Genomic DNA, 21,442 nt, shown 5'->3' with positions numbered 1-21,442 from the left:
TTAAAAGTCCACATTTAAGTGAAAGTTAATAAATCTAGATGCTGGGTAAGGAGTTACCTCCACGTTATTTGCTAATACGTTATTTCCAAAATTTGAAACTTCAGGATCATAACTATTATAATCAAATATGTTTATCAAGTTTCTTCCAGAAAAACCAAATTGTATTTTATCGGCATACTTTATCAACCCAGAAGGAAGGGTATAATAAATTCCTACTTCTCTTAATCTTATATATCCAGCATCTTCAATTACTGGATCAGGATTTACAAATGCCTGACTTGCACGATAAGGACCATTAGCTAATTGTCCCGAAGGGTCAAGACCAAATTCGTCATAATCCCAAGTAGTTCCAGCAAGGTCATATAAAAGTGTCGTTAGGTTAATTCCATCACCACCTTCTTTCCAGTGCCATAGGAACGACAATTCGATATTCTTAAACTTAATATTGTTAGACCAAGACATCTGGAAATCTGGTTCCGCATCACCATACACAAAAAATCCATCTCCCTCAGGATCTCTCGCAGCGATTTCAGCATCTGTATAAGCGCTTGGGTCGTAGGTTCCCACAATTTGTGTCGCAGGTTTTCCTTCTTGAATTTGGAAGGTTCCTAATGAAGCCGCAAACCCTCCAACAGTAAAGCTTGGCACATCAAGGCGAGTCACTTCAGATTTATTTTTCCACCACTTTAGATTAGTACTCCAAGAGAAGTTATCACTATCTACAACTAAGGCATCAAGGTATAACTCAATCCCATCATTTACGAGCTCAGCCCCATTAGTAAATTGACTTGTAAATCCACTAGAAGTTGGGGTAGAAGCCTGTAATAATAAATCATCGATTTTCTTATTATATAAAGATGCCTCCACTCTTATCCTGTTATTAAATAACCCCAAATCTAAACCATATTCTAATTCAGATTGTCTTTCTGGTTCAATATTAGGATTTCCTCTTAGGTTACCTATTGTATTACCCGATACACCACCAATAAATTGAGCATTAAAATTGGTAAAACGAGCGTTAAATGGCGCGAACCTTCCAGACTCTCCATATGCAACTCTCGGCTTAAATGTACTTACAAATCCTAAATCTGAGAATTTGTGAATATTAACCGCTAAGTTACCTTTAGGGTAATAATACGTTTTATTCGCATCTCCGTTGTTTGTTGATTTATCACCTCTAACACCCACCGTAGCGATAACTTTATCACTCCAGTTTATTTCGGTTTGACCAAAAAATCCTGTATCTCTTTGGGGTATAATAACTTGCGAAGTTGATACGTTGGATGCTTGACCTAAATTCGTTTGCGATCCATTTAATCCAGAAGCAATTGTTATTACTGTATTTCGATCGAAATTCTGCAAGAAATTACCCACCTGAGTCGTAAAGCTTAAACCGTTATCTAAGTTTAAATCGTGAACTAAAAAGGCAGATAAATTGAAGTTTGTATTTACTGTTGATCCAGAAATAGCCACCCCTCCTAAAGAAGATGGATCTCTAAAATAGGACAACGCTCTTGGAAAAATACTAGTTGAACGTAAGGTGTACTGATCAAAACCTCCTTGTAAAACAAGTTTTAACCTGTTACTATCTGTTGTTACCAATTTAAGATTAGAAGTAGCACTTCCTATAAAACGATTTATTTTTTCTTCGTTTCTCGTCAAGGCAACTGTTTCTAAAACATTTGATCCAGCACCTCCTTGAGGATACACACCATCCACGGGTGATAAATTTTCCCAAGGATAGGTAAATGCTAAGGCGTAACCAACAGTACGGTTAGCATTACCATTATTGAAGAATCCACGATCCGCTTCAGAATTTATATAATTTGAAGTTACATATAAATCCAGCCAATCTGTAAACTTTTGCCCTAAATTAAGCCTAATAGAGCTTTTAGTATATCCCGTATTATCAACCAATCCAGGTTCTTTAGTGTGGGTTGCTCCAAAGAAATAATCTGTATTCTCCTTTGCTCCCGAGGTTGAAAATCTTGTGCTGAATGACATCCTAGTCGTTCCAAAAAGTTCCTTCTCATAATCTCTTAAAGCCTCTAAATTATAGTTAGACGGACCTCCTAAGCCTTCTATTTCAGATTGATCCCAATCTCTTAAACCTAATAATTGTGTCGCTTGTCTCAAACCTACTGTATGTGATAATGAAACTTTAGGTTTGCCTAGTCTTCCTCTTTTGGTAGTAATAATTACAACCCCACCCGCTGCACGAGATCCATAGATAGCCGCTGCAGAAGCTCCTTTTAAGATTTCAACATTTTCAATATCGTTTGGATCAATATCTGCAATACGGTTGGTTGCGTCATCCTGATTGGTAGATGGATTTCCACCACCAGCAGCTTCACTCACCACATTGTTTCCTAAACCAATAGTTGAATTATCAACATAAATCCCATCGACAATAAATAATGGTTGTTGGTCTCCAAATATGGATGTTACCCCTCTTAATCTCATAGAAATACCTCCCCCGGGAGCTCCAGAGTTGGCTTTTATCTCTGCACCGTTAAACTTGCCGTACAATGCACCGTCAAGTCCAGATTGCGCAGTAGTTCCAATAAGCTCATTGGCGGTAATAGAAGCCACCGAATTCGCCGAGTTGGATCGTTTTGTTGAAGAAGCTAAACCCGTAATTACAACCTCCTCAAGGGATTCGGCAGATTCAATAATGGTTACATTGACAACACCGGCTGTTGTAACAGATTGTTCCAATGTTTCAAACCCAAGAGATGAAAATACCAAGGTTGCGGGAAGATTTGAAACCTCAATAGTAAATTTTCCATCTACGTCTGTGGTGGTTCCATTAGAAGTTCCTTTCTCAATTACATTTGCAAAGGGAACTGTATCCCCCTTATCGCTGTTTACTGTCCCCGTGAGTGACACCTGTGCCACCATTAAAAAAGGGGAAATAAATAAAAACAGGAGTATCCTGAATTTAAAGTCGTTTTGTTTCATAGTTTTTGGTTTTGAGTTTTATCCAACTAAGTTACTAAAGATTTATCAATCCTCCTCGATTCCGATATGATATTTATAAAATGCAAACAATTGAGATACCTTAAAAAATTGCAATCTCTATCTTAACTTCTTATTACCTTTGCACTTTATTTTTAAAATCATGTATAGAACACATAGCAACGGTGAGTTAACAAAAATCAATATTAACGAAACCGTTACCCTTTCTGGGTGGGTGCAAAAATTACGTAATAAAGGATTTATGATCTGGGTCGATCTTCGTGATCGTTATGGGATTACCCAATTAATTTTTGATGAAGAAAGAACTCCTAAAGAAGTTATGGAAGTCGCTTCCAAACTTGGGCGTGAATTTGTAATTCAAGTGACTGGAACTGTGATTGAACGAGAATCTAAAAATCCAAATATACCTACAGGAGATATTGAAATATTAGTTTCCAAACTTACTATTTTAAATAATTCACTAACGCCTCCTTTTACTATTGAAGATGAAACCGATGGGGGGGAAGATTTAAGAATGAAGTATCGTTATCTTGATATTCGTCGTAAACCTGTTCGCGAAAATTTAATTTTTCGTCATAAAGTGACAATGGCTGTAAGAAATTATCTTTCTGCCAAGAATTTTGTTGAAGTTGAAACTCCTTACCTTATAAAATCAACCCCTGAAGGGGCACGTGATTTTGTGGTTCCAAGCCGAATGAACGCTGGTCAATTTTATGCGCTTCCCCAATCTCCACAAACCTTTAAACAGTTATTAATGGTGGGAGGTATGGATAAATATTTTCAAATTGTTAAATGTTTCCGCGATGAAGATTTACGTGCCGATAGACAACCAGAATTTACCCAAATAGACTGTGAAATGGCATTTGTGGAACAAGAAGATATCCTGAATACATTTGAAGGGTTAACACGACATTTACTAAAAGAAATTAATGGTGTTAACATTGGGGATTTCCCAAGAATGACCTATGACGAGGCCATGAAACGCTACGGAAATGATAAACCAGACATTCGTTTTGGGATGGATTTTGGAGAATTAAATGCTGTTTCTCAACACAAAGACTTCAATGTTTTTAATTCTGCCGAATTAGTGGTGGGAATCGCTGTACCGGGCGGTAATTCTTTTACTCGAAAAGAAATAGACAATCTCATAGACTGGGTAAAACGGCCACAAATTGGCGCTTTGGGAATGGTCTATTGTCGTTATAATGAAGACGGTACTTTTAAATCCTCTGTCGATAAATTTTATACGGAAGAAGATTTAGCAAAATGGGCCGAAACAACAGGAGCTAAGCCTGGTGATTTAATTTGTGTCCTTTCAGGTGAAACAAACAAAGTAAGAACACAGCTAAGTGCTTTACGAATGCACCTTGCCGAACAACTTGGGCTTCGAAAACATACGGAATTTGCTCCCCTTTGGGTTGTCGATTTCCCATTACTAGAATGGGATGAAGACACAAACCGCTACCACGCGATGCACCATCCATTTACCTCTCCAAAGCCGGGGCAAATGGAGTTATTAAAAACCAATCCAGGAGATGTAAAGGCAAATGCGTACGATTTAGTTTTAAACGGAAATGAAATTGGAGGAGGATCCATTCGTATTCACGATAAAGGAATCCAATCAAAAATGTTTGACTATTTAGGCTTTACGCCTGAAGAAGCAAAGGCTCAATTTGGTTTTTTAATGGATGCCTTTCAATACGGCGCCCCTCCTCACGGAGGCATCGCGTTTGGACTAGATAGATTGGTAGCCATTTTAGGCGGACAGGAAACTATTCGCGATTTTATTGCATTTCCTAAAAACAATGCAGGTCGAGATGTCATGATAGATGCACCTGCGGTTATAGATAAAGATCAATTAGATGAATTAAATTTAAAAGTAGTATTAAAACCCTAAGTTTTTAAATCCTGTTACGGCAGGATTTTTTTGTATGCCCACACAAAGAAAAACATTGCTTACTCGTTTTTTGATATGGCGCTTAAAGCACATATCCCATAAGCAGTTTGTTTTTATCGTAAGCATTTTGGTAGGTTTTATGGCTGGGATTGGTGCCGTAATCATCAAAAACTTAACCCATTTTATTCAAACCTTATTGGAAGGAAAGTTGGTTAAAGATTATCATGCCGCCTTCTATTTTATTTTTCCAATTATTGGGTTTACTATCGTCTATCTTTATATTAAATATGTTCTTCGTAACAAAGTAAACCACGGCATCCCATCTACCCTTTTTGCCATTTCCAAGAAAAAAGGAATAATGAAACGGTTTCAGATGTTTGGAAGCCTTATTGCAGCTCCAATTACGGTAGGGTTTGGAGGATCTGTTGGACTAGAAGGACCCACCGTTGCCACAGGTGCAGCGTTCAGCTCCAACCTTTCGAGATTCCTTCATTTAAATCAGGCAACACGCACATTACTTATTGGTTGTGCAGCTGCCGGAGCTATGGCTTCCATTTTTAAAGCGCCTATAGCTGCCATCATTTTTGCCGTAGAAGTATTTAGTTTAGATTTAACATTGGCCTCATTAATTCCTTTACTGTTAGCTTCAGTTTCAGCCATTATTACTTCTTATTTTTTCTTCGGAAATGATATTCTTCTTCCTTTTTCAATTGAAGATTCCTTTGAGTTGAAGGATATTCCATTTTATATTATTCTAGGTATTGTTGCCGGTTTTGTCTCTATTTACTTCACTGAAATGTACGAACGTATTCAGAAATTATTCGACAAAATTGCCTCTCCCATAAAGCGTCTTATTATTGGTGGATTAGGAATTGGAATACTCATCTATTTTATCCCACCTTTATATGGGGAAGGATTCGATATAATGAATAATCTGGTACAAGGAAACCCCGAAGCCGCATTGCAAAATAATTTTCTCCATTTAGATTTATCAAACAGTTGGACGGTGATTGGGTTGCTGGGTGGATTGGTATTTTTTAAAGTCATTGCAACTTCCCTAACCTTCGGTGCTGGAGGTGTTGGAGGTATTTTTGCCCCTACCCTATTTATGGGAAGTATTATGGGCTATACGGTTGCCAAAATTTTGAATCAATTAGGGTTATCTTTTAATATTTCTGAAAGTAATTTCACCTTGGTCGGGATGACAGGTGTAATGGCTGGAGTACTTCACGCGCCCCTAACTGCAATTTTCTTAATTGCCGAAGTAACCGGTGGATACGAACTTTTTATTCCGTTAATGATAACCGCAGCGATTTCGTTTTCAATTACCAAATACTTCCATCCTCATTCGGTTTACACCATGGAGTTAGGACGAAAAGGGGAACTTATTACACACAATAAAGACCATGCTGTACTTACGCTAATGGATATTCAATCTGTCGTGGAGCAAAATTTTATTTCTATTAATCCAGAAATGACTCTCGGAGATATTGTACATAAAGCAGTGGTAAAATCTAACCGAAACATTTTCCCTGTGGTCCATCCCGAAACCAATACTCTGGAAGGAATAATATTACTAGATGACCTGCGCCCTGTCATGTTTGATCAAAGTTTATATACTGAAGTTACTGCGAGAGATGTTATGCAAAACCCATTGGAAATTATTGATTTAGAAAAGGATAAAATGACTGACGTTATGAAAAAATTTCAAGATTCAGGGGCATGGAATTTGCCAGTTGTTTCTCAAAATTGTTATTTTGGATTTGTATCAAAATCAAAACTTCTAACTGCCTACCGAAGAAAATTAATCGATTTTTCAGGAAAATAAATGAAATACTTTTTAATCATATTATTCATTGCCATAGTAGTTGCCCTAATTACGGGTTTCTATGTTAAACCAGATGATCCAAAAATGGGTGATTTACTTATTGGGCTTTCTGTTTCTGGATTATTTTTAGTCCTTATGCCTTTGTTTGTCTACCATCGTTGGAAGAATAAAAATGTAAAAGACTACATGCTTACCAAGGAAAATATTGAGAAAATGCAAGCATATAGTAAAGACAAAAAGCTATAAATCAGGTATTATTTTAAAAAAAATTTGATAATTTCTTCATTTTCGAGTCCATAATTATACTACCTTTGGGATATTATTAATTTATTTTTTTATTACAATGGAAGGAACAGTAAAGTTTTTTAACGAATCAAAAGGTTACGGATTCATCACCAACGATGAGACCGGAAAAGACATTTTCGTACATGTAACCGGACTTAATGGCGAAGCCCTTAACGAAGGAGACAAAGTAGAATATGAAGAAGAAGAAGGAAGAAAAGGAGTGGTAGCAGCAAAAGTTCGCGTTATCCACGACTAAGATATATTTGTAACTAACCGAATTTGAAACCCTCCCGAGTATAGCTTCGGAGGGTTTTTTTAATTTAAGTTTCTTTTCTCTATAAAAAAACGTTTCAATAAATGCGAGGTCTCCTCTTTCATCACACCTCCTATCATTTCCGTTTTTGGATGAAGTTTCGTCTTTAATGCTATACACCCTCTCTCAGTATCACGAGCACCAAAAACCACTTTAGAAATCTGACTCCAAAATAGTGCTCCAGCACACATTTGACAAGGCTCAAGCGTTACATAAAGGGTGCAATCTTTTAAATATTTCCCCCCTAAAAAATTAGCTGCTGCAGTAATGGCTTGCATTTCGGCATGTGCCGTTACATCGTTTAGCGCTTCGGTAAGATTATGGGCACGAGCAATAATCTGATTTTTACAAACCACCACAGCACCTATGGGAACTTCACCCTTTTCAAAAGCAGTTTCAGCTTCTTGCAAAGCTTTTTTCATAAAATAGGCATCGTCTAATGGCTGTAACATAATCTAAAATAGATATTCAAAAATACAAATTCAAAAAGTCTTGATGATTAAAAAGTGGGAATAACTGTATCTTTGCTTCGTGCAAAAAAAATTACTGGATTCAATTCAATTTCCTAAAGATCTTCGGAAGCTTTCTGTAGATCAACTACCTCATCTTGCCCAGGAATTACGTGACTTTATTATAAATATCGTAGCCACCAAAGAAGGACATCTTGGTGCTAGTTTGGGTGTTGTAGAACTAACAATTGCACTACATTATACTTTTGACACCCCTAATGATGTCTTAGTTTGGGATGTGGGTCATCAAGCTTACGGACATAAGATATTAACTGGTAGAAAGGATATTTTTCACACAAACAGACGGCTAGGAGGTATAAGTGGATTTCCAAAAAGAGATGAAAGTATATATGATCCTTTTGGGGTGGGTCATAGTAGCACAGCCATTTCAGCGACATTGGGGATGGCAATCGCCGCTCAGCTGAGAGGAGATTCAAAAAAACAACATATTGCCGTAGTTGGAGATGCTTCCATTGCTAGCGGAATGGCCTTTGAAGCATTGAATCATGCCGGGGTAACCAACACTAACCTATTAGTAATTTTAAATGATAATGCCATTGGAATTGATCCAAGTGTAGGTGCATTAAAAGAGTATTTAACAAAGGTTACCTTAGACACCATTCCCGAAAGTGACAATATTTTTGAAGCATTAAATTTTAATTATTCTGGCCCTATTGATGGTCATGATTTAGACAAGTTAATTTCTGAATTAACGAGATTAAAAAGTGTCTCTGGCCCAAAGATTTTGCACGTGATAACGACAAAAGGAAAAGGACTTCGTCAGGCGGAGGAAGATCAAGTTACCTATCATGCCCCAGGAAAATTTAATGCAGATACAGGTGATTTAATTCCTAAAAGTAACGTTGAACTACCTCCAAAATTCCAAGATGTATTTGGAAAAACCTTAGTAGAGCTGGCTTCAAAAAATGAAAGAATCGTTGCCATAACTCCCGCAATGCCAACTGGAAGCTCCCTAAAATGTATGATGGATACCTATCCCAAACGAGCATTTGATGTAGGCATTGCAGAACAACATGCGGTAACATTAGCAGCAGGACTTGCTACTCAAGGAATGATTGTCTTTTGTAATATATATTCTACTTTTTTACAACGAGCATATGACCAGTTAATTCATGATGTTTGTTTGCAGAAGCTCCCTGTCATATTTTGCTTAGATAGAGCTGGAATTGTTGGAGAAGATGGTGCTACACATCATGGTATTTTCGATTTAGCGTATTTACGCTGTATTCCAAATTTAATTGTATTTGCCCCAAGGAATGAAGAAGAACTTCAAAATATTTTATATACAGCTCAATTGGGTTTAGATAATCCAATAGCCATCAGATATCCACGTGGGAGAGGAAATATAATAGATTGGAAGAAACCCTATTCTAAAATTGAAATAGCCAAAGGTGTCTGTCTAAAGGAGGGTTCAAAAATTGCTGTTCTCTCTGTTGGAACGATAGCCAATAATTGCACTGAAGCAATTTCCCATACAAGCAATCCTAATCTGATTGCACATTATGATTTGCGGTTTGTAAAACCATTAAATGAAGAATTATTACATAGTGTTTTCAAAAAATACACAACTATTATTACAGTTGAAGACGGTATTAAAAAAGGAGGTTTTGGAAGTGCTGTTTTAGAGTTTGCTTCAGAAAACAATTATACTTCTACTGTTGAGATTATAGGGATTCCTGATATTTTTCCAGAACACGGAACTGTAGAACAACTTCAAGATTTAGCAGGAATTTCTTCAGAAAAAATAAATAACACACTCGAAAAATATCTTTAAAAAAAATGGGCTTTTCAATTAATTTGAAAAGCCCATTTAAAAAATAAGTATTCTATTATTATTTCATAATTAATTTTGAAGTATGAGTATAAGTATCTCCTTCAATATTAACTAGATAAATTCCAGTTGTTAATTTAGAAGCATCCAAGGTAGTTAGCGTTCCTAAGTTTACTTTTTGTGAATAAACAGTTCTGCCATTCATATCCACAATAGTTACAGTAGTTTCACCTAAACTAATTTTTGACGCAATGTTTATCTGTCCACTTGATGGATTCGGATACACATTAAAGTTACTGTCAAAATTAGCATCGGCGATACCTAGCAAACAAGTCCCTGTTGGTGGTAAATCAAAAGCTTCAACCCCGTCTGTTGTTGAACCTGATGATCCTTGACTTGCACTAAAACCAAGGCCTCTTCGAGCGAATGCTGCCCAGATAATTTCGCAATTTGCTCCAGCATTTGCCAAAGCATCTGCCTGTAAAATGGCATCTCTACCATCTATAAAACCAGGGCTACAAGCTTGTAATTTCATACCATCCATTACTAATTGAAGAGCGATATTATTTCCTCCAGTACCATTATAAATATCAGCATCAAAACCGTATTGGTCAATTAAATCCCAAGTCATTTCCCATAGCATCGTTGCCCATACAAATCCTACACCATGTGGAACGGATACATTTCCATTTACATCGGCATAGGTATAATCATTTACTCCAAAGTCTGTGCTATAGGGAGCCTCTCTTATTCCATTTGGATTACTAGAAGCATATGCTGCTAAACCTCTAACATCTTCAGCTTGATCTCCTGTTTGCATGGTTAACATTAATCCTAAATAATCACTCCATCCTTCACCCATTTGCTCTTGATTATTTAAACAACTGGTATTGTTAGGACCACCTGTTAAACGGTTAGAAACTCCATGACCATATTCGTGAACAACAATTTCATTGTCAAGAGAGCTATCTAAGTCTGGAGGAATATTTTCTCCTGAGATAGTTCCGTTTACAGTATTTAAAAGTGCTTCAGCTATAATTGCTTCGCCGTCAACATCTGAAACCATAAACATTGGAATGGTAACAGAGGCTCCAACAGCTCCTGCTCCCATAACAATTGGAGGGCCAGCTACATTATTAACCATAATAACTGCCACTGCACCTTCATTTTGAGCAGCAAGTCCCTTAAACCCAAATTCACATTCACCTCTTCTAATTACAGCAATTTTTCCACTTAATGCTCCTCCATTAGTAATAGGATCACAAGCATCATTAGGGTCTGTTGAGACTCCAGAGTCATCATCTTCAACAACAACTAAATCTTCTGTAAGAGGTGGGAAAGGAATTTCTCCTCCAAAACCAGCTGGCACACCTTGGTATACTCCAGCTAAAGGTCCATTATTTATGGTAAGAATATCTACAGGTCCAGCGCCTCCGCCATCCCAAATAAACATTTGCATTCTTGGGTTACTACCATCTGGAGGGGTAGAAAAGTTTGCGTTATTAGTTCCAGAACCATCTTGTGTATCTGCATACACCCCATCACCATCATTTCCTGGATTACCATAATTATTTTCTTGAAAGTTTCCACTTTCTTCGTCAAAACCATATTGATACATAACGTCGTGGACAATGTTATTCCAATAAAATAAATTTACTGTAGAGGCATCCACATAATTTGCAGGAGGTTGAGGTAGCCCGAATGGAAAGTCAAAATTTAATGTCGCTCCACCATCTGGAGATGCTCCAGTACCATTATTCCCGTTTTGGTCTTCCATAGCCCAAACGTTGTTTCCTCTTGTAATAGTAAATTCTGCTCCTCCAGCACCATCTGTATCGTGCCATCCAAATGGGGATGCAGTAGCATCCTCTGGACTAGTTACAATTACATCTGCTCCATCTAAAGGATTACTAAATGGCATTGGGAAAACTCTATACTGAGCACCACCAATAGAAAATTCGTTTTCATTTTTAAATAAAATGCTGTGCTCAACTTTGTGCCCATGACTACCAGCACCAAAGTCACAATTAACAACCCAGTCTATAGTATCAATAAGTTCACCAGATAATGCATCAATTCTAACACTGTAATAGTGGCTTGCATCTAAAAGGTAAATACTTAAATCCCAAGATAAACGCAATGTTTGATCTGGCATGGGTTGATAGACAAGTTTTACAGGAATTTCATTTAAAGAAATATTTCCGTTATTGAACAAATAATTTAATCCATTATTATTAATAAGCTCCAGCTGTGAAGGAGAGTTAATTCCCAAATTTTGTGCGGCTCTTGTAATTGCCCCCTCAGCAGTAATAGATGGAGTTGAAGCGTTCACTTTTGATGACGCATCATCAATAAAAGAAACATTTGCGTTTACAACTAATCCCGATTTAATTGCAAAACTAGAAACAGAATTGAATACCTCAATTCCATTAATGGTTTGACCCGCATAAACATTATTAACATTCATGCTTTTTGAAAAACTTTGAGAATAAACAGTTACCTGTTCTACGTCTCCAGCGGTCAAGCCTAACTGTGCTCGATTATTGTTTAAGTACGATTGGATTACCTGTGTATAATCCTGAGCTCCTGCAATGCTCACCGTAAGAAATGCAAGCAGGTAAAGTAATTTTTTCATAGTTTAGTTTTTAGTTAAAAAATTAAGGAAGCTAAATATAGTTGAAATTTATTAAAAGTCTGCCCTTTTAACATTCAGAAGTTTAAATTTTGCCATTCATTTTCTGAAAAAGTAATAACGCATTTCCATCTGTAAGTTTAGAAATATAATTACAACTAGCCATGAGATAGTCATACGTAGAATGGATTTCATCCATATTTAATTGCGATGCAGAAATTAATAATTTATCGTAATGTCTCAATTGGTGATTTTGTTTTCTCTCAAAAGCTTGCGTAAACCCATCCAATAAAGTCGTCAAAATTTTATATCCAGCAATCTCCTTTTCAATTACTTCTTGACTCTTATATACCTTTTCAACACTTACTTTAATAATATCATTAATTTGAGAAGTATAATTACAATGGTCCAAAAGAGAGTTTCCAAATGTCCCTTTTAGGATTTTTTCTTCATTTTTAATAAATACTGACACAGCTTCTTCAATTAAAGTGTTTATTGCTAATGATCGCAAATAAGCAAGCCTATCTGAAGCCTGCGTTAACTTACTATATTTCTTTTTTTGAAGGGTGTCTTTTACAAGATTTACCAAATATTCTAAAGCAAGTTCCTCCTCAATTAATCCTAAATTTATTCCGTCTTCAAAATCAATTAGTGTGTAGCAAATATCATCTGCCGCTTCCACCAGAAAAGTTAATGGATGACGACTATATCTATTGTTTTCCATTTTCAATAATCCTAGTTCTTCTGCCACTTCAGTAAAAAAAGAAACTTCACTCTGAAAAACCCCGTATTTTTTATCGGCTATGTGAGGCGTTGGTTTTTTGGGAAGTGATTCTTTGGGATATTTCATAAAAGCACCCAAGGTCCCATAAGAAAGTCGTAATCCCCCTTCCACTCCATGTTTAGATTCTGTCAAAATTTTGAAGCCATTTGCGTTACCTTCAAAATCGACCAAATCCTGAAACTCCTTATCGGTTAAAACTTTTTTAAATCGATTTCCGTTTCCATTTAAAAAATAATCGCCAATTGCTTTTTCACCCGAATGTCCAAAAGGAGGGTTTCCAATATCGTGAGCCAAAGAAGCAGCAGCCACGATAGCTCCAAAATCATTAAAACGATACCCATGCGTTTTTTCAAGATAAGGATGCCTTTCCAATATAGCTTTCCCTACTGCTCTTCCTAGAGACCTCCCAACCACCGAAACTTCCAAACTATGAGTTAAGCGGGTATGAACAAAGGAGGTTTTTGAAAGCGGAATTACCTGTGTTTTATCCTGAAGGCTTCTAAAAGCGGAAGAAAAAATAATCCTGTCGTAATCAACTTCAAAACCCAATCGGGTTTCGTCTTGTTCTATTCGTAATCGTTTATTTGTATCTCCTTGTCTTTTTAAAGAAAGGAGCTTTTCCCATTGCATCATACTTTGAAATATTGAAGATGCAAGATACTTAATTCAATCATTTTTTTAAGGTTAACCATTTAACATTTAGATAACCTTGAAATGACTTAATCATAATTTTAGATTAACACCCACTTTACATGCTAGTTCCATATTTGCACCATCAATTAAGAACAAACTAAACAAAAACAATATGAAGAATCTTATTAAAATTAAAGGAATTTTACTCTCCCTAGTATTAATTGCATGTGGAAGTGATGATAATGGGGATATTATACCTATCGATGATGATGGTGGTGTTGTAATAGAAACCACGCTTACCGGGCAAATTACAGAAGACTTTACTTTAACAAATGATGTTATCTGGGAACTAGAAGGTAGAGTTACTGTAACTAACGGTGCTACTTTAACCATTGACCCAGGAACCATTATAAAGGCTTTTGCTGGATCTGGAGCGAATGCATCTACATTAATTATTGCACGAGGAGCTAAAATTAATGCCGTAGGAACTGCTTCCCAGCCTATCATTTTTACGTCAATTGCAGATAACATTGATGTTGGACAAATAGCAGGAACCAATCTTAGTGAAAATGACCGTGGACTTTGGGGAGGCCTTTTAATTTTAGGAAATGCACGTGCTTCATTATCAGGAAATGCTACCGAAAATCAAATTGAAGGAATCCCTGCAAGTGATACTAATGGTCTGTATGGTGGAAACAATGATGCTGACAACAGTGGAACTTTAAGTTATGTGTCTATTAGACACGGTGGTACTTTAATTGGAGACGGGAATGAAATAAACGGACTTACGTTAGGTGGTGTAGGAAGTGGTACTACTATAAACAATATTGAAGTGGTGGGAAATGTAGATGATGGTATAGAGTGGTTTGGCGGCACCGTTAATGTAGAAAATGCATTAGTGTGGGCACAAGGTGACGACGGTCTTGATATTGATGAGGCTTACTCTGGAACCATTTCTAACGCCGTTGTGGTTTTAGGTGATATTTCAGACCACGGTTTAGAAATTGATGGCCCTGCCGGTTCTCTTGAAGGAAGTTTTACCATTGATGGTTTAACATTAATAGGAAATACCAATACAGAAAATGGTGAATATGCCGATTTAAGAGATAGAGCTATGGGTACCATAAAAAATGTATTTGCACGAGGATTTAAAGCTGATTCAGATGTAGAATTAGACAATAATGGTGTAGCCCAAAATTTTATTGATGGAAAAATTACATTTCAAAGTTGGGTAGTAGAACTACCTGAAGGTGTAAATACTGTCAATGAAATTTTTGTAGAAAAAACAGGTGATGGAGAAAGTACAATTATCACACCTTCTTTTACTGAACAAGCTGCTGGATGGAGTACATCTGGAACAAGTGGGGGAGCTAACTTAAGTAATTTCTCTTGGACCTATGCAGCATCCAAAGGCGCTTTAAATTAATACAATTATCCACTAATACTTTAGCCAAAAAAATTGCTCGTTTTTTTAAACGGGCAATTTGCTATTAAAAAACTCAAGATGAAAAAACATTTATCTTTTTTATTAATACTCTTTTTTATTAATACCTCTTTTGGGCAAGGAATCATCTCAGGAAAAATACTTGATGGTGAGTTTAACGACGTATTAGCATTTGCTAATATTATTGTGAAAGGGACTACAACTGGAACTACATCAGATTTTGATGGTAAATACTCTTTAGAAGTTGGTGAAGGCACATATACTATTGAATATTCTTTTGTAGGATACCAAACCAAAGAAATTACTCAAGTTACTGTTAAAAATGGCGAAGTTAAAATTATAGATATCACCCTTAACCCTAGTCTTGCCTCTTTAGACGAAGTGGTTATATCTACTACTGTTTCTAAAAACAGTGAGTCTGCGGTACTTAGCTTTCAAAAAAATTCTGTATCGCTTATGGACGGGCTTTCATTAGAATCCATTAAAAAAGTTGGCGCAAGTGATATTGCGAGTGCTGTAAAAACCATTCCGGGTGTATCTGTTCAAGGTGGAAAATTTGTATATGTAAGAGGTTTAGGAGATAGATACACTAAATCTATACTAAACGGCATGGATATTCCTGGATTGGATCCCGATCGAAATACGCTTCAATTGGATATTTTTCCATCACAAATTCTTGAAAATATTGTTGTGATAAAATCTTCTACAGCAGATCAACCAGCAGATTTTACTGGAGGAGTTGTAGATATTGTTACTAAAGATATTCCTAATAGAGCTGAATATAGTGTGTCTTTGGGAGCTGGATATAATAGAGATATGCACTTTAATAATAATTATATTGCAGATAAGAGTAGCCCAACTGATATTTTAGGTTTTGATAATGGACTAAGGTCCAACCCTATCCCTGCTGCACAAGAAATCCCTTTACCCCAACAAAATGCAAATGTAAATAGCATTTTAACGAGAAGATTTGAAAAAACATTAGCTCCAGAAAATAATCAAAGTTTTATGGACTATAATTTTTCTGTCACTGCTGGAGATCGCTTCGATATTGGTGATAACAAACTAGGCTATCTAGCCTCAATATCATATAGAAATGAGACTCAATATTTTGATGAATATATTAATGGTCAAATTTTTAGAAAAGATGAAGCGAATCCTTCCAATTATAATTTATTATTGGATAGAAGTCAAAATGGAGAATTAGGAACTAACAGTGTATTAATAAGCAGCTTGGCTGGAATATCTTTAAAAACTGAAAAATCCAAATACCGCATAACAGCACTGCATATTCAAAATGGAGAATCTCAGGCCAGTATTTTTAGGTTACAGAATGGAATCATTAGTTCTAACCAAATTAAAAAAGATAATCTAATTTATACCGAAAGAGCCATTTCAAACCTACTTCTTAACGGGGAGCACAGTTTAGGAGCCGAAAATCAATGGAAAATAGACTGGAGGTTATCCCCTTCCTTTGCAACTATTTATGACAAAGATTTTAGGGTAACTCCTTTTAGAGTAAGCATTAATAGTGAGACTGGTGAAGAAGTTTACACTATCGAGCCTAGTGAGTCTGGTGACGCTTCAAGGTTTTATAGAAATCTGGAAGAGATCAACTTAGTAGGAAAATTGGCATTTGAAAATAAACACACCCTTTTTGGAAATGAGGCTAAGTTAAAATTTGGGGGTGGATATGCCTATAAACAAAGAGATTTTGAAGTTATTCGATATTCTTTTCCATTTATAAATTTCAATTCTGCTCAATTTAATGGTGACCCAAATCAAATTCTACTAGATGAAAATATTTATAATGAACAAACTAATAGCGGGGTCTATCTTAGAAAAGATTCCAGCCCATCAGACTCATTTGACTCTGAAATAACAGTGGCTTCTGGATATCTTTCAGAACAAATAAAAGTATTGCCATGGTTTAATGCCATTCTAGGTGTTCGTTTTGAAAAGTTTGAACTTAATTATACGGGACAAAGGCAAGATGGTAGTTTTTTTGATGGCACCACGATTCTTGATAAATCCGATTTTTTTCCTTCAGCAAATTTAATTTTTGACCTTCAAGAAGACGAATCTCAAAAAATTAGAGCCTCTTATTCAAAAACCACAGCTAGACCATCATTTAAAGAAGCTTCTATTGCAGAAATTTTTGACCCCATAAGTAGCAACACCTTTATTGGTAATATAGATTTGCAACCTACTTACATAGATAACTTCGACCTTAGGTTTGAAAATTATGGAGAAAATGGTGATTTTTTTGCTTTAAGCGGGTTTTATAAATCATTTACAGATCCTATAGAACTTTCCTTTATTAGAAGAGCTTATGGACAATATACGCCTCTTAATTTAGGCGATGCTGAAGTTTTTGGTGGTGAGCTAGAACTCAGAAAAAGTTTAGGTTTTATAACTGGTTGGGAAGAATTTAATTTTAATTTTAATGTTTCCATAATTGAATCCAAACAGAATTATAGTGAAGATGAACGACAAGGAAGATTGGACAATCTTAGAGAAGGGGAAACGTTAGATAAAACTAGACAACTTCAAGGGCAATCTCCTTACCTTATTAACTTCGGAATTACGTATGAAGGAAAAGATAATGGCTGGAAATCTGGTTTTTATTATAATACCCAAGGAAAAACACTTCAAATAGTTGGAGCTGCAGATATTGCCGATGTTTATACCCTCCCTTTTCATAATTTGAAATTTAATGTTTCAAAACAATTTGGAAAATCTAGAAATAGTCAGATTTCTTTAAGTTTTGAAAATCTTCTAGATGACGATATTGAAAGTGTATACCAATCTTTCGGCACAGAGGATATAACCTATTCAAAATGGAGTCCTGGCCAAAAAATTAGCCTTGGATATTCCTTAAAATTCTAAAACAAAAAAGGCTCCACTTAGGAGCCTTTCTTTTTCTATTGAGACGTTGTTCTATTCAAAAAACGTCACAGCTCCATTGTTAATATCATACATCGCTCCAACAATCAGTATCTCTCCATTTTTCTCCATTTCGGTAAGTATTGGACTTTCCGCATGTATTCTATCAATGGTAAGTTGAACATTCTTTTCAGAAACCGCATCCACAAATTCAGCATTGGCCGAATTACGCAAACTTTCATCTTTAGGCTCGGTAACAGCATTTACTGCAGGCGTTATTTTCTGAATAAGTTTTGTAAGGTTTCCCATTTCGGCATGGTCGCAAGCCCCTTTTACAGCGCCACATGCGGTATGTCCTAAAACAACTATGAGCTTTGTTCCAGCCAATTTGCAAGCAAACTCCATGCTTCCTAAGATATCTTCATTCACAAAATTTCCAGCAATCCTTACGCTAAATATATCTCCTAATCCTTGGTCAAAAACTAACTCTGCAGAAACTCTAGAATCTATACAGCTTAAAATGGTTGCAAATGGAAATTGCCCATCGCTAGTATCGTTTACTTGCTCTAAGAGGTTTCTATTTGCCTTTAAGTTATTTTGAAATCGTTCGTTTCCTTCTTTTAAATATTGTAATGACTTTTGAGGCGTCATTGTAGCCTGTGTTTCTCTAGTGTGTGCTTTCATACTCTTTTATTTTAGTTTGTAAATTGTTCGGTTACTGGTCTTAATTTAAAAAATTCAATATAACTAGGAGGGTTAACAACCGTCCCTCTTTCAGAAATTAACTTAATCGTAATATTTCTTTCCTTAGCTTTATAAGCAAAATCATCTAATATTTCAATAATATCATTATCCAAATATCGAGTTTTTCTTACGTCTAACTCAACATATGAATCCCTAGGAATTCTATCCAATTCCTTTAATATTGCTCCTTTGTTAAAAAAGGTCACTTCCTCCGCTAACGTCATTTTCAATTTCTGGACTCCATTACTTACATCCTCTTTATGCAGGAAGTGGGAATTTTGATAACTTTTAATAAGAATTACAACAATCCCTACTAGTAATCCTAATCCTATTCCATATAAAAGATCAATAAAAATAATCCCCAAAACTGTTACCGTAAAAGGAACAAATTGTTTCCACCCTAAATCATACATCTTTTTAAATAATTGTGGTTTTGCCAATTTATAACCAACCACAAGTAAAATTGCTGCAAGGACAGAAAGGGGAATCATATTAAGCAATTTTGGTATCAAGATGATAGAAATTAATAGGAAAAACCCATGTATTATGGTGGACATTTTACTCTTTCCGCCAGACTGGATGTTAGCAGAACTTCTCACAATTACTTGTGTAATAGGCAACCCTCCAATTAATCCCGAAATAATATTTCCCGCCCCTTGTGCGAAAAGTTCCCTATTAGTAGGTGTAACGTTTTTATTTGGGTCAAGTTTGTCGGTTGCTTCAACACAAAGTAGGGTTTCTAGACTCGCTACCAAGGCTAAAGTAAATGCCACAATCCAAATATCTTGTTGGGTAATGACTGAAAAATTTGGAAAACTAAATTGTCCTAAAAAAGAGGCGGCATCCTCTGGGACAGGTACACTTACCAAATGTATTCCAGCAATGGAAAGTGAATCATGAGACTTTGTAAATGCATAAAATACAATCCCCGCTATCACGGCTACCAAGGGTCCCTGAATTAATTGAAATATCTTCCCTTTTTTAGACAACACTTTTTCCCACAGGATTAATATTCCTAAGCCAACTATACCAATTAAGGCAGAGCCAGGGATGATATTATTGATGGTCTTTATAAGACTTGAAAAAGTATTATCTCCTGAAACTTCAAAAAAAGCAAAATCTCCTTCCGGATTTGGATCATATCCAAAAAAATGGGGGATTTGTTTTAAAATAATAATAATCCCTATTCCTGTTAGCATTCCCTTTATTACAGAAGCAGGAAAGTAATATGCAATAATTCCAGCTTTTAAAACTCCAAACAAAAGCTGTATTACACCTGCCAATACAACAGCTACCAAAAAATTTTGAAACCCACCAACGGTTCCTATGGCTGTCAATACAATGGCTGCTAATCCTGCTGCAGGACCAGAAACTCCAATTTTAGACCCACTTAAAGATCCAACAATAACCCCCCCTACAATACCAGCAATTAACCCTGAAAACAAAGGCGCTCCACTGGCAAGGGCAATACCTAAACATAACGGCAATGCTACAAAAAATACGACAATACTCGCTGGTATGTCATTTCGTAACGATTTAAACATATTATAATAGATTAGTGGTTTGAAAAAATACTTTTCAAACAGATTTTAAATTAATTTTAAAAAAATCGAAAAACTAACTAATATGTTCTGGGGGAGGTAGGAAAACTTCTGAAGTGTGTATGTAACGCCTTTCAACGTAGGCAGTATTTAATTCCTTTTTGGGAACATAGAGATGAATATGAGAAACATAATCGGAGATGGAAAATAATTTTTCTTTTACTTCTTCCTCTTGTATTGTTAAAACAATTGGAGCAACATCTTTAGCACACAACTGAAAAACAGAAGGCCCCAACAACGCTATGATGAAAAAAAGCGAAATAAAGCTATGTGCAAGCGATTTTAACATGACCCCAAAAGTATATATTTTATAAATTTTCAAATCTTATTACTTTGTTAAAGTTTTAAATAAATCCTATAAACAAAAAATGCCTCAAAATTGAGGCATTTTTTGTTTTGTAAGTTTTTGTCTTTAGTTGGATATCACAACAGCATCTGTAATCTTAAAAGAAGTCACTTTGGCAACTTTAGAATTGGAGTAATTTACCTCCTTAATCTCATTACCTTGGTAAAAATACCATGTACCAACTTTGTTGCCCTTTTTGTAGTGAGCTACAGCAGTTTTATTTCCTACTGCATCATAACTTATCCATTCACCCTCTAGTTTATTATCCAATGTGTAAAAACCAGTTTGAGCTACCATTCCATTTTCATGGTAAAGCGTAGCTTTAATCACTTTTCCTTCTTTAACAAATTCATCTTGTACTTTTTCTTGTGAAAAAGCCGACCCTGCTAAAAGAGAAATAGTAAATACTACTAATAATTTTCTCATGATAAACATATTTTAAGGGTTAATAGCCCAAATTTACAAAATTGGTAACAATTAATAAAGGTTTGCATAACATTAAATTAACATTGAATTATTTTTAAACTGATTTTCAGCACTATAAGTGCCTTTTTAACATTAAAGAGAAAACTTAATATTTATTTAATATTTACTTCACGATTAAGCTATACAGATGGCCTTTATTTGTTTTTGTGTTTAATACACATACACATATAAATCGTTAAGTTTTTGTCGACTAGATTTTATCAATGTGTGGGGTCGCCCAATGGGCGACCCTTTTTGTATAATATTTTTAAAAATAACTTATAGGTAACATTCAGTTAACATT

15 protein-coding genes are annotated in these 21,442 nt (G+C 35.7%); 7 read left to right on the top strand and 8 right to left on the bottom strand.

Features of this window, described 5'->3' with window-relative positions:
• A complete protein-coding gene (locus tag KXJ69_RS10645) occupies nt 1–2,961 on the bottom strand; it encodes a SusC/RagA family TonB-linked outer membrane protein (protein WP_219053095.1) in 2,961 nt (986 codons plus the stop codon).
• Nucleotides 2,962–3,121: 160 nt separating this feature from the next.
• On the opposite strand from KXJ69_RS10645, the gene aspS reads away from it, so the two are divergent.
• The 4 genes from aspS (at nt 3,122) to KXJ69_RS10625 (ending at nt 7,245) form a co-directional block, all read left to right on the top strand.
• A complete protein-coding gene (aspS, locus tag KXJ69_RS10640) occupies nt 3,122–4,876 on the top strand; it encodes an aspartate--tRNA ligase (protein WP_219053094.1) in 1,755 nt (584 codons plus the stop codon).
• 34 nt (nt 4,877–4,910) lie between these two features.
• Entirely contained in the window at nt 4,911–6,704 is a 1,794-nt protein-coding gene (locus tag KXJ69_RS10635; protein WP_219053093.1) for a chloride channel protein, read from the top strand.
• The gene (locus KXJ69_RS10630; RefSeq protein ID WP_219053092.1) at nt 6,705–6,950 is read left to right on the top strand and encodes a hypothetical protein; all 246 of its coding nucleotides are present in this window, start codon (nt 6,705–6,707) and stop codon (nt 6,948–6,950) included.
• Between the two features lie 97 nt (nt 6,951–7,047).
• Nucleotides 7,048–7,245 (top strand): cold-shock protein, encoded by a 198-nt coding sequence (locus tag KXJ69_RS10625; RefSeq protein ID WP_219053091.1) that lies wholly within the window; start codon nt 7,048–7,050, stop codon nt 7,243–7,245.
• Between the two features lie 59 nt (nt 7,246–7,304).
• On the opposite strand, the gene KXJ69_RS10620 is transcribed toward KXJ69_RS10625, so the two are convergent.
• Nucleotides 7,305–7,754: a nucleoside deaminase gene (locus tag KXJ69_RS10620; protein WP_219053090.1), complete on the bottom strand. Its 450-nt coding sequence runs from the start codon at nt 7,752–7,754 to the stop codon at nt 7,305–7,307.
• Nucleotides 7,755–7,833: 79 nt separating this feature from the next.
• On the opposite strand from KXJ69_RS10620, the gene KXJ69_RS10615 reads away from it, so the two are divergent.
• On the top strand, nt 7,834–9,606 hold the full coding sequence (locus tag KXJ69_RS10615; RefSeq protein WP_219053089.1) for a 1-deoxy-D-xylulose-5-phosphate synthase: 1,773 nt from the start codon (nt 7,834–7,836) through the stop codon (nt 9,604–9,606).
• A 58-nt stretch (nt 9,607–9,664) separates the two neighbouring features.
• Here KXJ69_RS10615 and KXJ69_RS10610 read toward each other — a convergent pair whose 3' ends face one another.
• The gene (locus KXJ69_RS10610) at nt 9,665–12,238 is read right to left on the bottom strand and encodes a T9SS-dependent M36 family metallopeptidase (protein ID WP_219053088.1); all 2,574 of its coding nucleotides are present in this window, start codon (nt 12,236–12,238) and stop codon (nt 9,665–9,667) included.
• A gap of 82 nt (nt 12,239–12,320) precedes the next feature.
• On the bottom strand, nt 12,321–13,649 hold the full coding sequence (locus KXJ69_RS10605) for a deoxyguanosinetriphosphate triphosphohydrolase (protein ID WP_219053187.1): 1,329 nt from the start codon (nt 13,647–13,649) through the stop codon (nt 12,321–12,323).
• A gap of 175 nt (nt 13,650–13,824) precedes the next feature.
• Between KXJ69_RS10605 and KXJ69_RS10600 the strand changes: the two genes are divergently transcribed.
• Nucleotides 13,825–15,078 (top strand): beta-helix domain-containing protein, encoded by a 1,254-nt coding sequence (locus tag KXJ69_RS10600; RefSeq protein WP_219053087.1) that lies wholly within the window; start codon nt 13,825–13,827, stop codon nt 15,076–15,078.
• 78 nt (nt 15,079–15,156) lie between these two features.
• Complete coding sequence (locus tag KXJ69_RS10595; RefSeq protein WP_219053086.1) at nt 15,157–17,985, top strand: TonB-dependent receptor; 2,829 nt, start codon at nt 15,157–15,159, stop codon at nt 17,983–17,985.
• Nucleotides 17,986–18,036: 51 nt separating this feature from the next.
• Here the strand turns inward: KXJ69_RS10595 and KXJ69_RS10590 are convergent, their stop codons facing one another.
• The 4 genes from KXJ69_RS10590 to KXJ69_RS10575 form a co-directional block, all read right to left on the bottom strand.
• Nucleotides 18,037–18,666, bottom strand: a complete 630-nt coding sequence (locus KXJ69_RS10590) for a carbonic anhydrase family protein (RefSeq protein ID WP_219053085.1) — start codon at nt 18,664–18,666, stop codon at nt 18,037–18,039.
• A gap of 11 nt (nt 18,667–18,677) precedes the next feature.
• A complete protein-coding gene (locus KXJ69_RS10585; RefSeq protein WP_219053084.1) occupies nt 18,678–20,270 on the bottom strand; it encodes a SulP family inorganic anion transporter in 1,593 nt (530 codons plus the stop codon).
• A 73-nt stretch (nt 20,271–20,343) separates the two neighbouring features.
• Nucleotides 20,344–20,616, bottom strand: coding sequence for a hypothetical protein (locus tag KXJ69_RS10580; protein ID WP_219053083.1), 273 nt, complete (start codon nt 20,614–20,616; stop codon nt 20,344–20,346).
• A 123-nt stretch (nt 20,617–20,739) separates the two neighbouring features.
• Nucleotides 20,740–21,099 carry a toxin-antitoxin system YwqK family antitoxin gene (locus tag KXJ69_RS10575; protein ID WP_219053082.1) on the bottom strand — a complete coding sequence of 120 codons (360 nt, stop codon included), beginning with the start codon at nt 21,097–21,099 and terminating at the stop codon, nt 20,740–20,742.
• Between the last annotated feature and the right edge of the window lie 343 nt (nt 21,100–21,442).

It is taken from the genome of Halomarinibacterium sedimenti (genome assembly GCF_019312585.1).
GTDB classification, from domain to species: Bacteria; Bacteroidota; Bacteroidia; order Flavobacteriales; family Flavobacteriaceae; genus Halomarinibacterium; species Halomarinibacterium sedimenti.
Note: the sequence above shows the minus strand (reverse complement) of the source record. Positions and strands in the feature narration are given on the sequence as shown.

What these genes read in the sequence shown, in the direction of transcription:
- KXJ69_RS10630 (WP_219053092.1), top strand. Translation starts at nt 6,705, where the DNA reads ATGAAATACTTTTTAATCATATTATTCATTGCCATAGTAGTTGCCCTA.
- KXJ69_RS10625 (WP_219053091.1), top strand. Translation starts at nt 7,048, where the DNA reads ATGGAAGGAACAGTAAAGTTTTTTAACGAATCAAAAGGTTACGGATTC.
- KXJ69_RS10600 (WP_219053087.1), top strand. Translation starts at nt 13,825, where the DNA reads ATGAAGAATCTTATTAAAATTAAAGGAATTTTACTCTCCCTAGTATTA.
- KXJ69_RS10580 (WP_219053083.1), bottom strand. Translation starts at nt 20,616, where the DNA reads ATGTTAAAATCGCTTGCACATAGCTTTATTTCGCTTTTTTTCATCATA.
- KXJ69_RS10620 (WP_219053090.1), bottom strand. Translation starts at nt 7,754, where the DNA reads ATGTTACAGCCATTAGACGATGCCTATTTTATGAAAAAAGCTTTGCAA.
- KXJ69_RS10595 (WP_219053086.1), top strand. Translation starts at nt 15,157, where the DNA reads ATGAAAAAACATTTATCTTTTTTATTAATACTCTTTTTTATTAATACC.
- KXJ69_RS10605 (WP_219053187.1), bottom strand. Translation starts at nt 13,649, where the DNA reads ATGCAATGGGAAAAGCTCCTTTCTTTAAAAAGACAAGGAGATACAAAT.
- aspS (WP_219053094.1), top strand. Translation starts at nt 3,122, where the DNA reads ATGTATAGAACACATAGCAACGGTGAGTTAACAAAAATCAATATTAAC.
- KXJ69_RS10590 (WP_219053085.1), bottom strand. Translation starts at nt 18,666, where the DNA reads ATGAAAGCACACACTAGAGAAACACAGGCTACAATGACGCCTCAAAAG.
- KXJ69_RS10645 (WP_219053095.1), bottom strand. Translation starts at nt 2,961, where the DNA reads ATGAAACAAAACGACTTTAAATTCAGGATACTCCTGTTTTTATTTATT.
- KXJ69_RS10610 (WP_219053088.1), bottom strand. Translation starts at nt 12,238, where the DNA reads ATGAAAAAATTACTTTACCTGCTTGCATTTCTTACGGTGAGCATTGCA.
- KXJ69_RS10635 (WP_219053093.1), top strand. Translation starts at nt 4,911, where the DNA reads ATGCCCACACAAAGAAAAACATTGCTTACTCGTTTTTTGATATGGCGC.
- KXJ69_RS10585 (WP_219053084.1), bottom strand. Translation starts at nt 20,270, where the DNA reads ATGTTTAAATCGTTACGAAATGACATACCAGCGAGTATTGTCGTATTT.
- KXJ69_RS10575 (WP_219053082.1), bottom strand. Translation starts at nt 21,099, where the DNA reads ATGAGAAAATTATTAGTAGTATTTACTATTTCTCTTTTAGCAGGGTCG.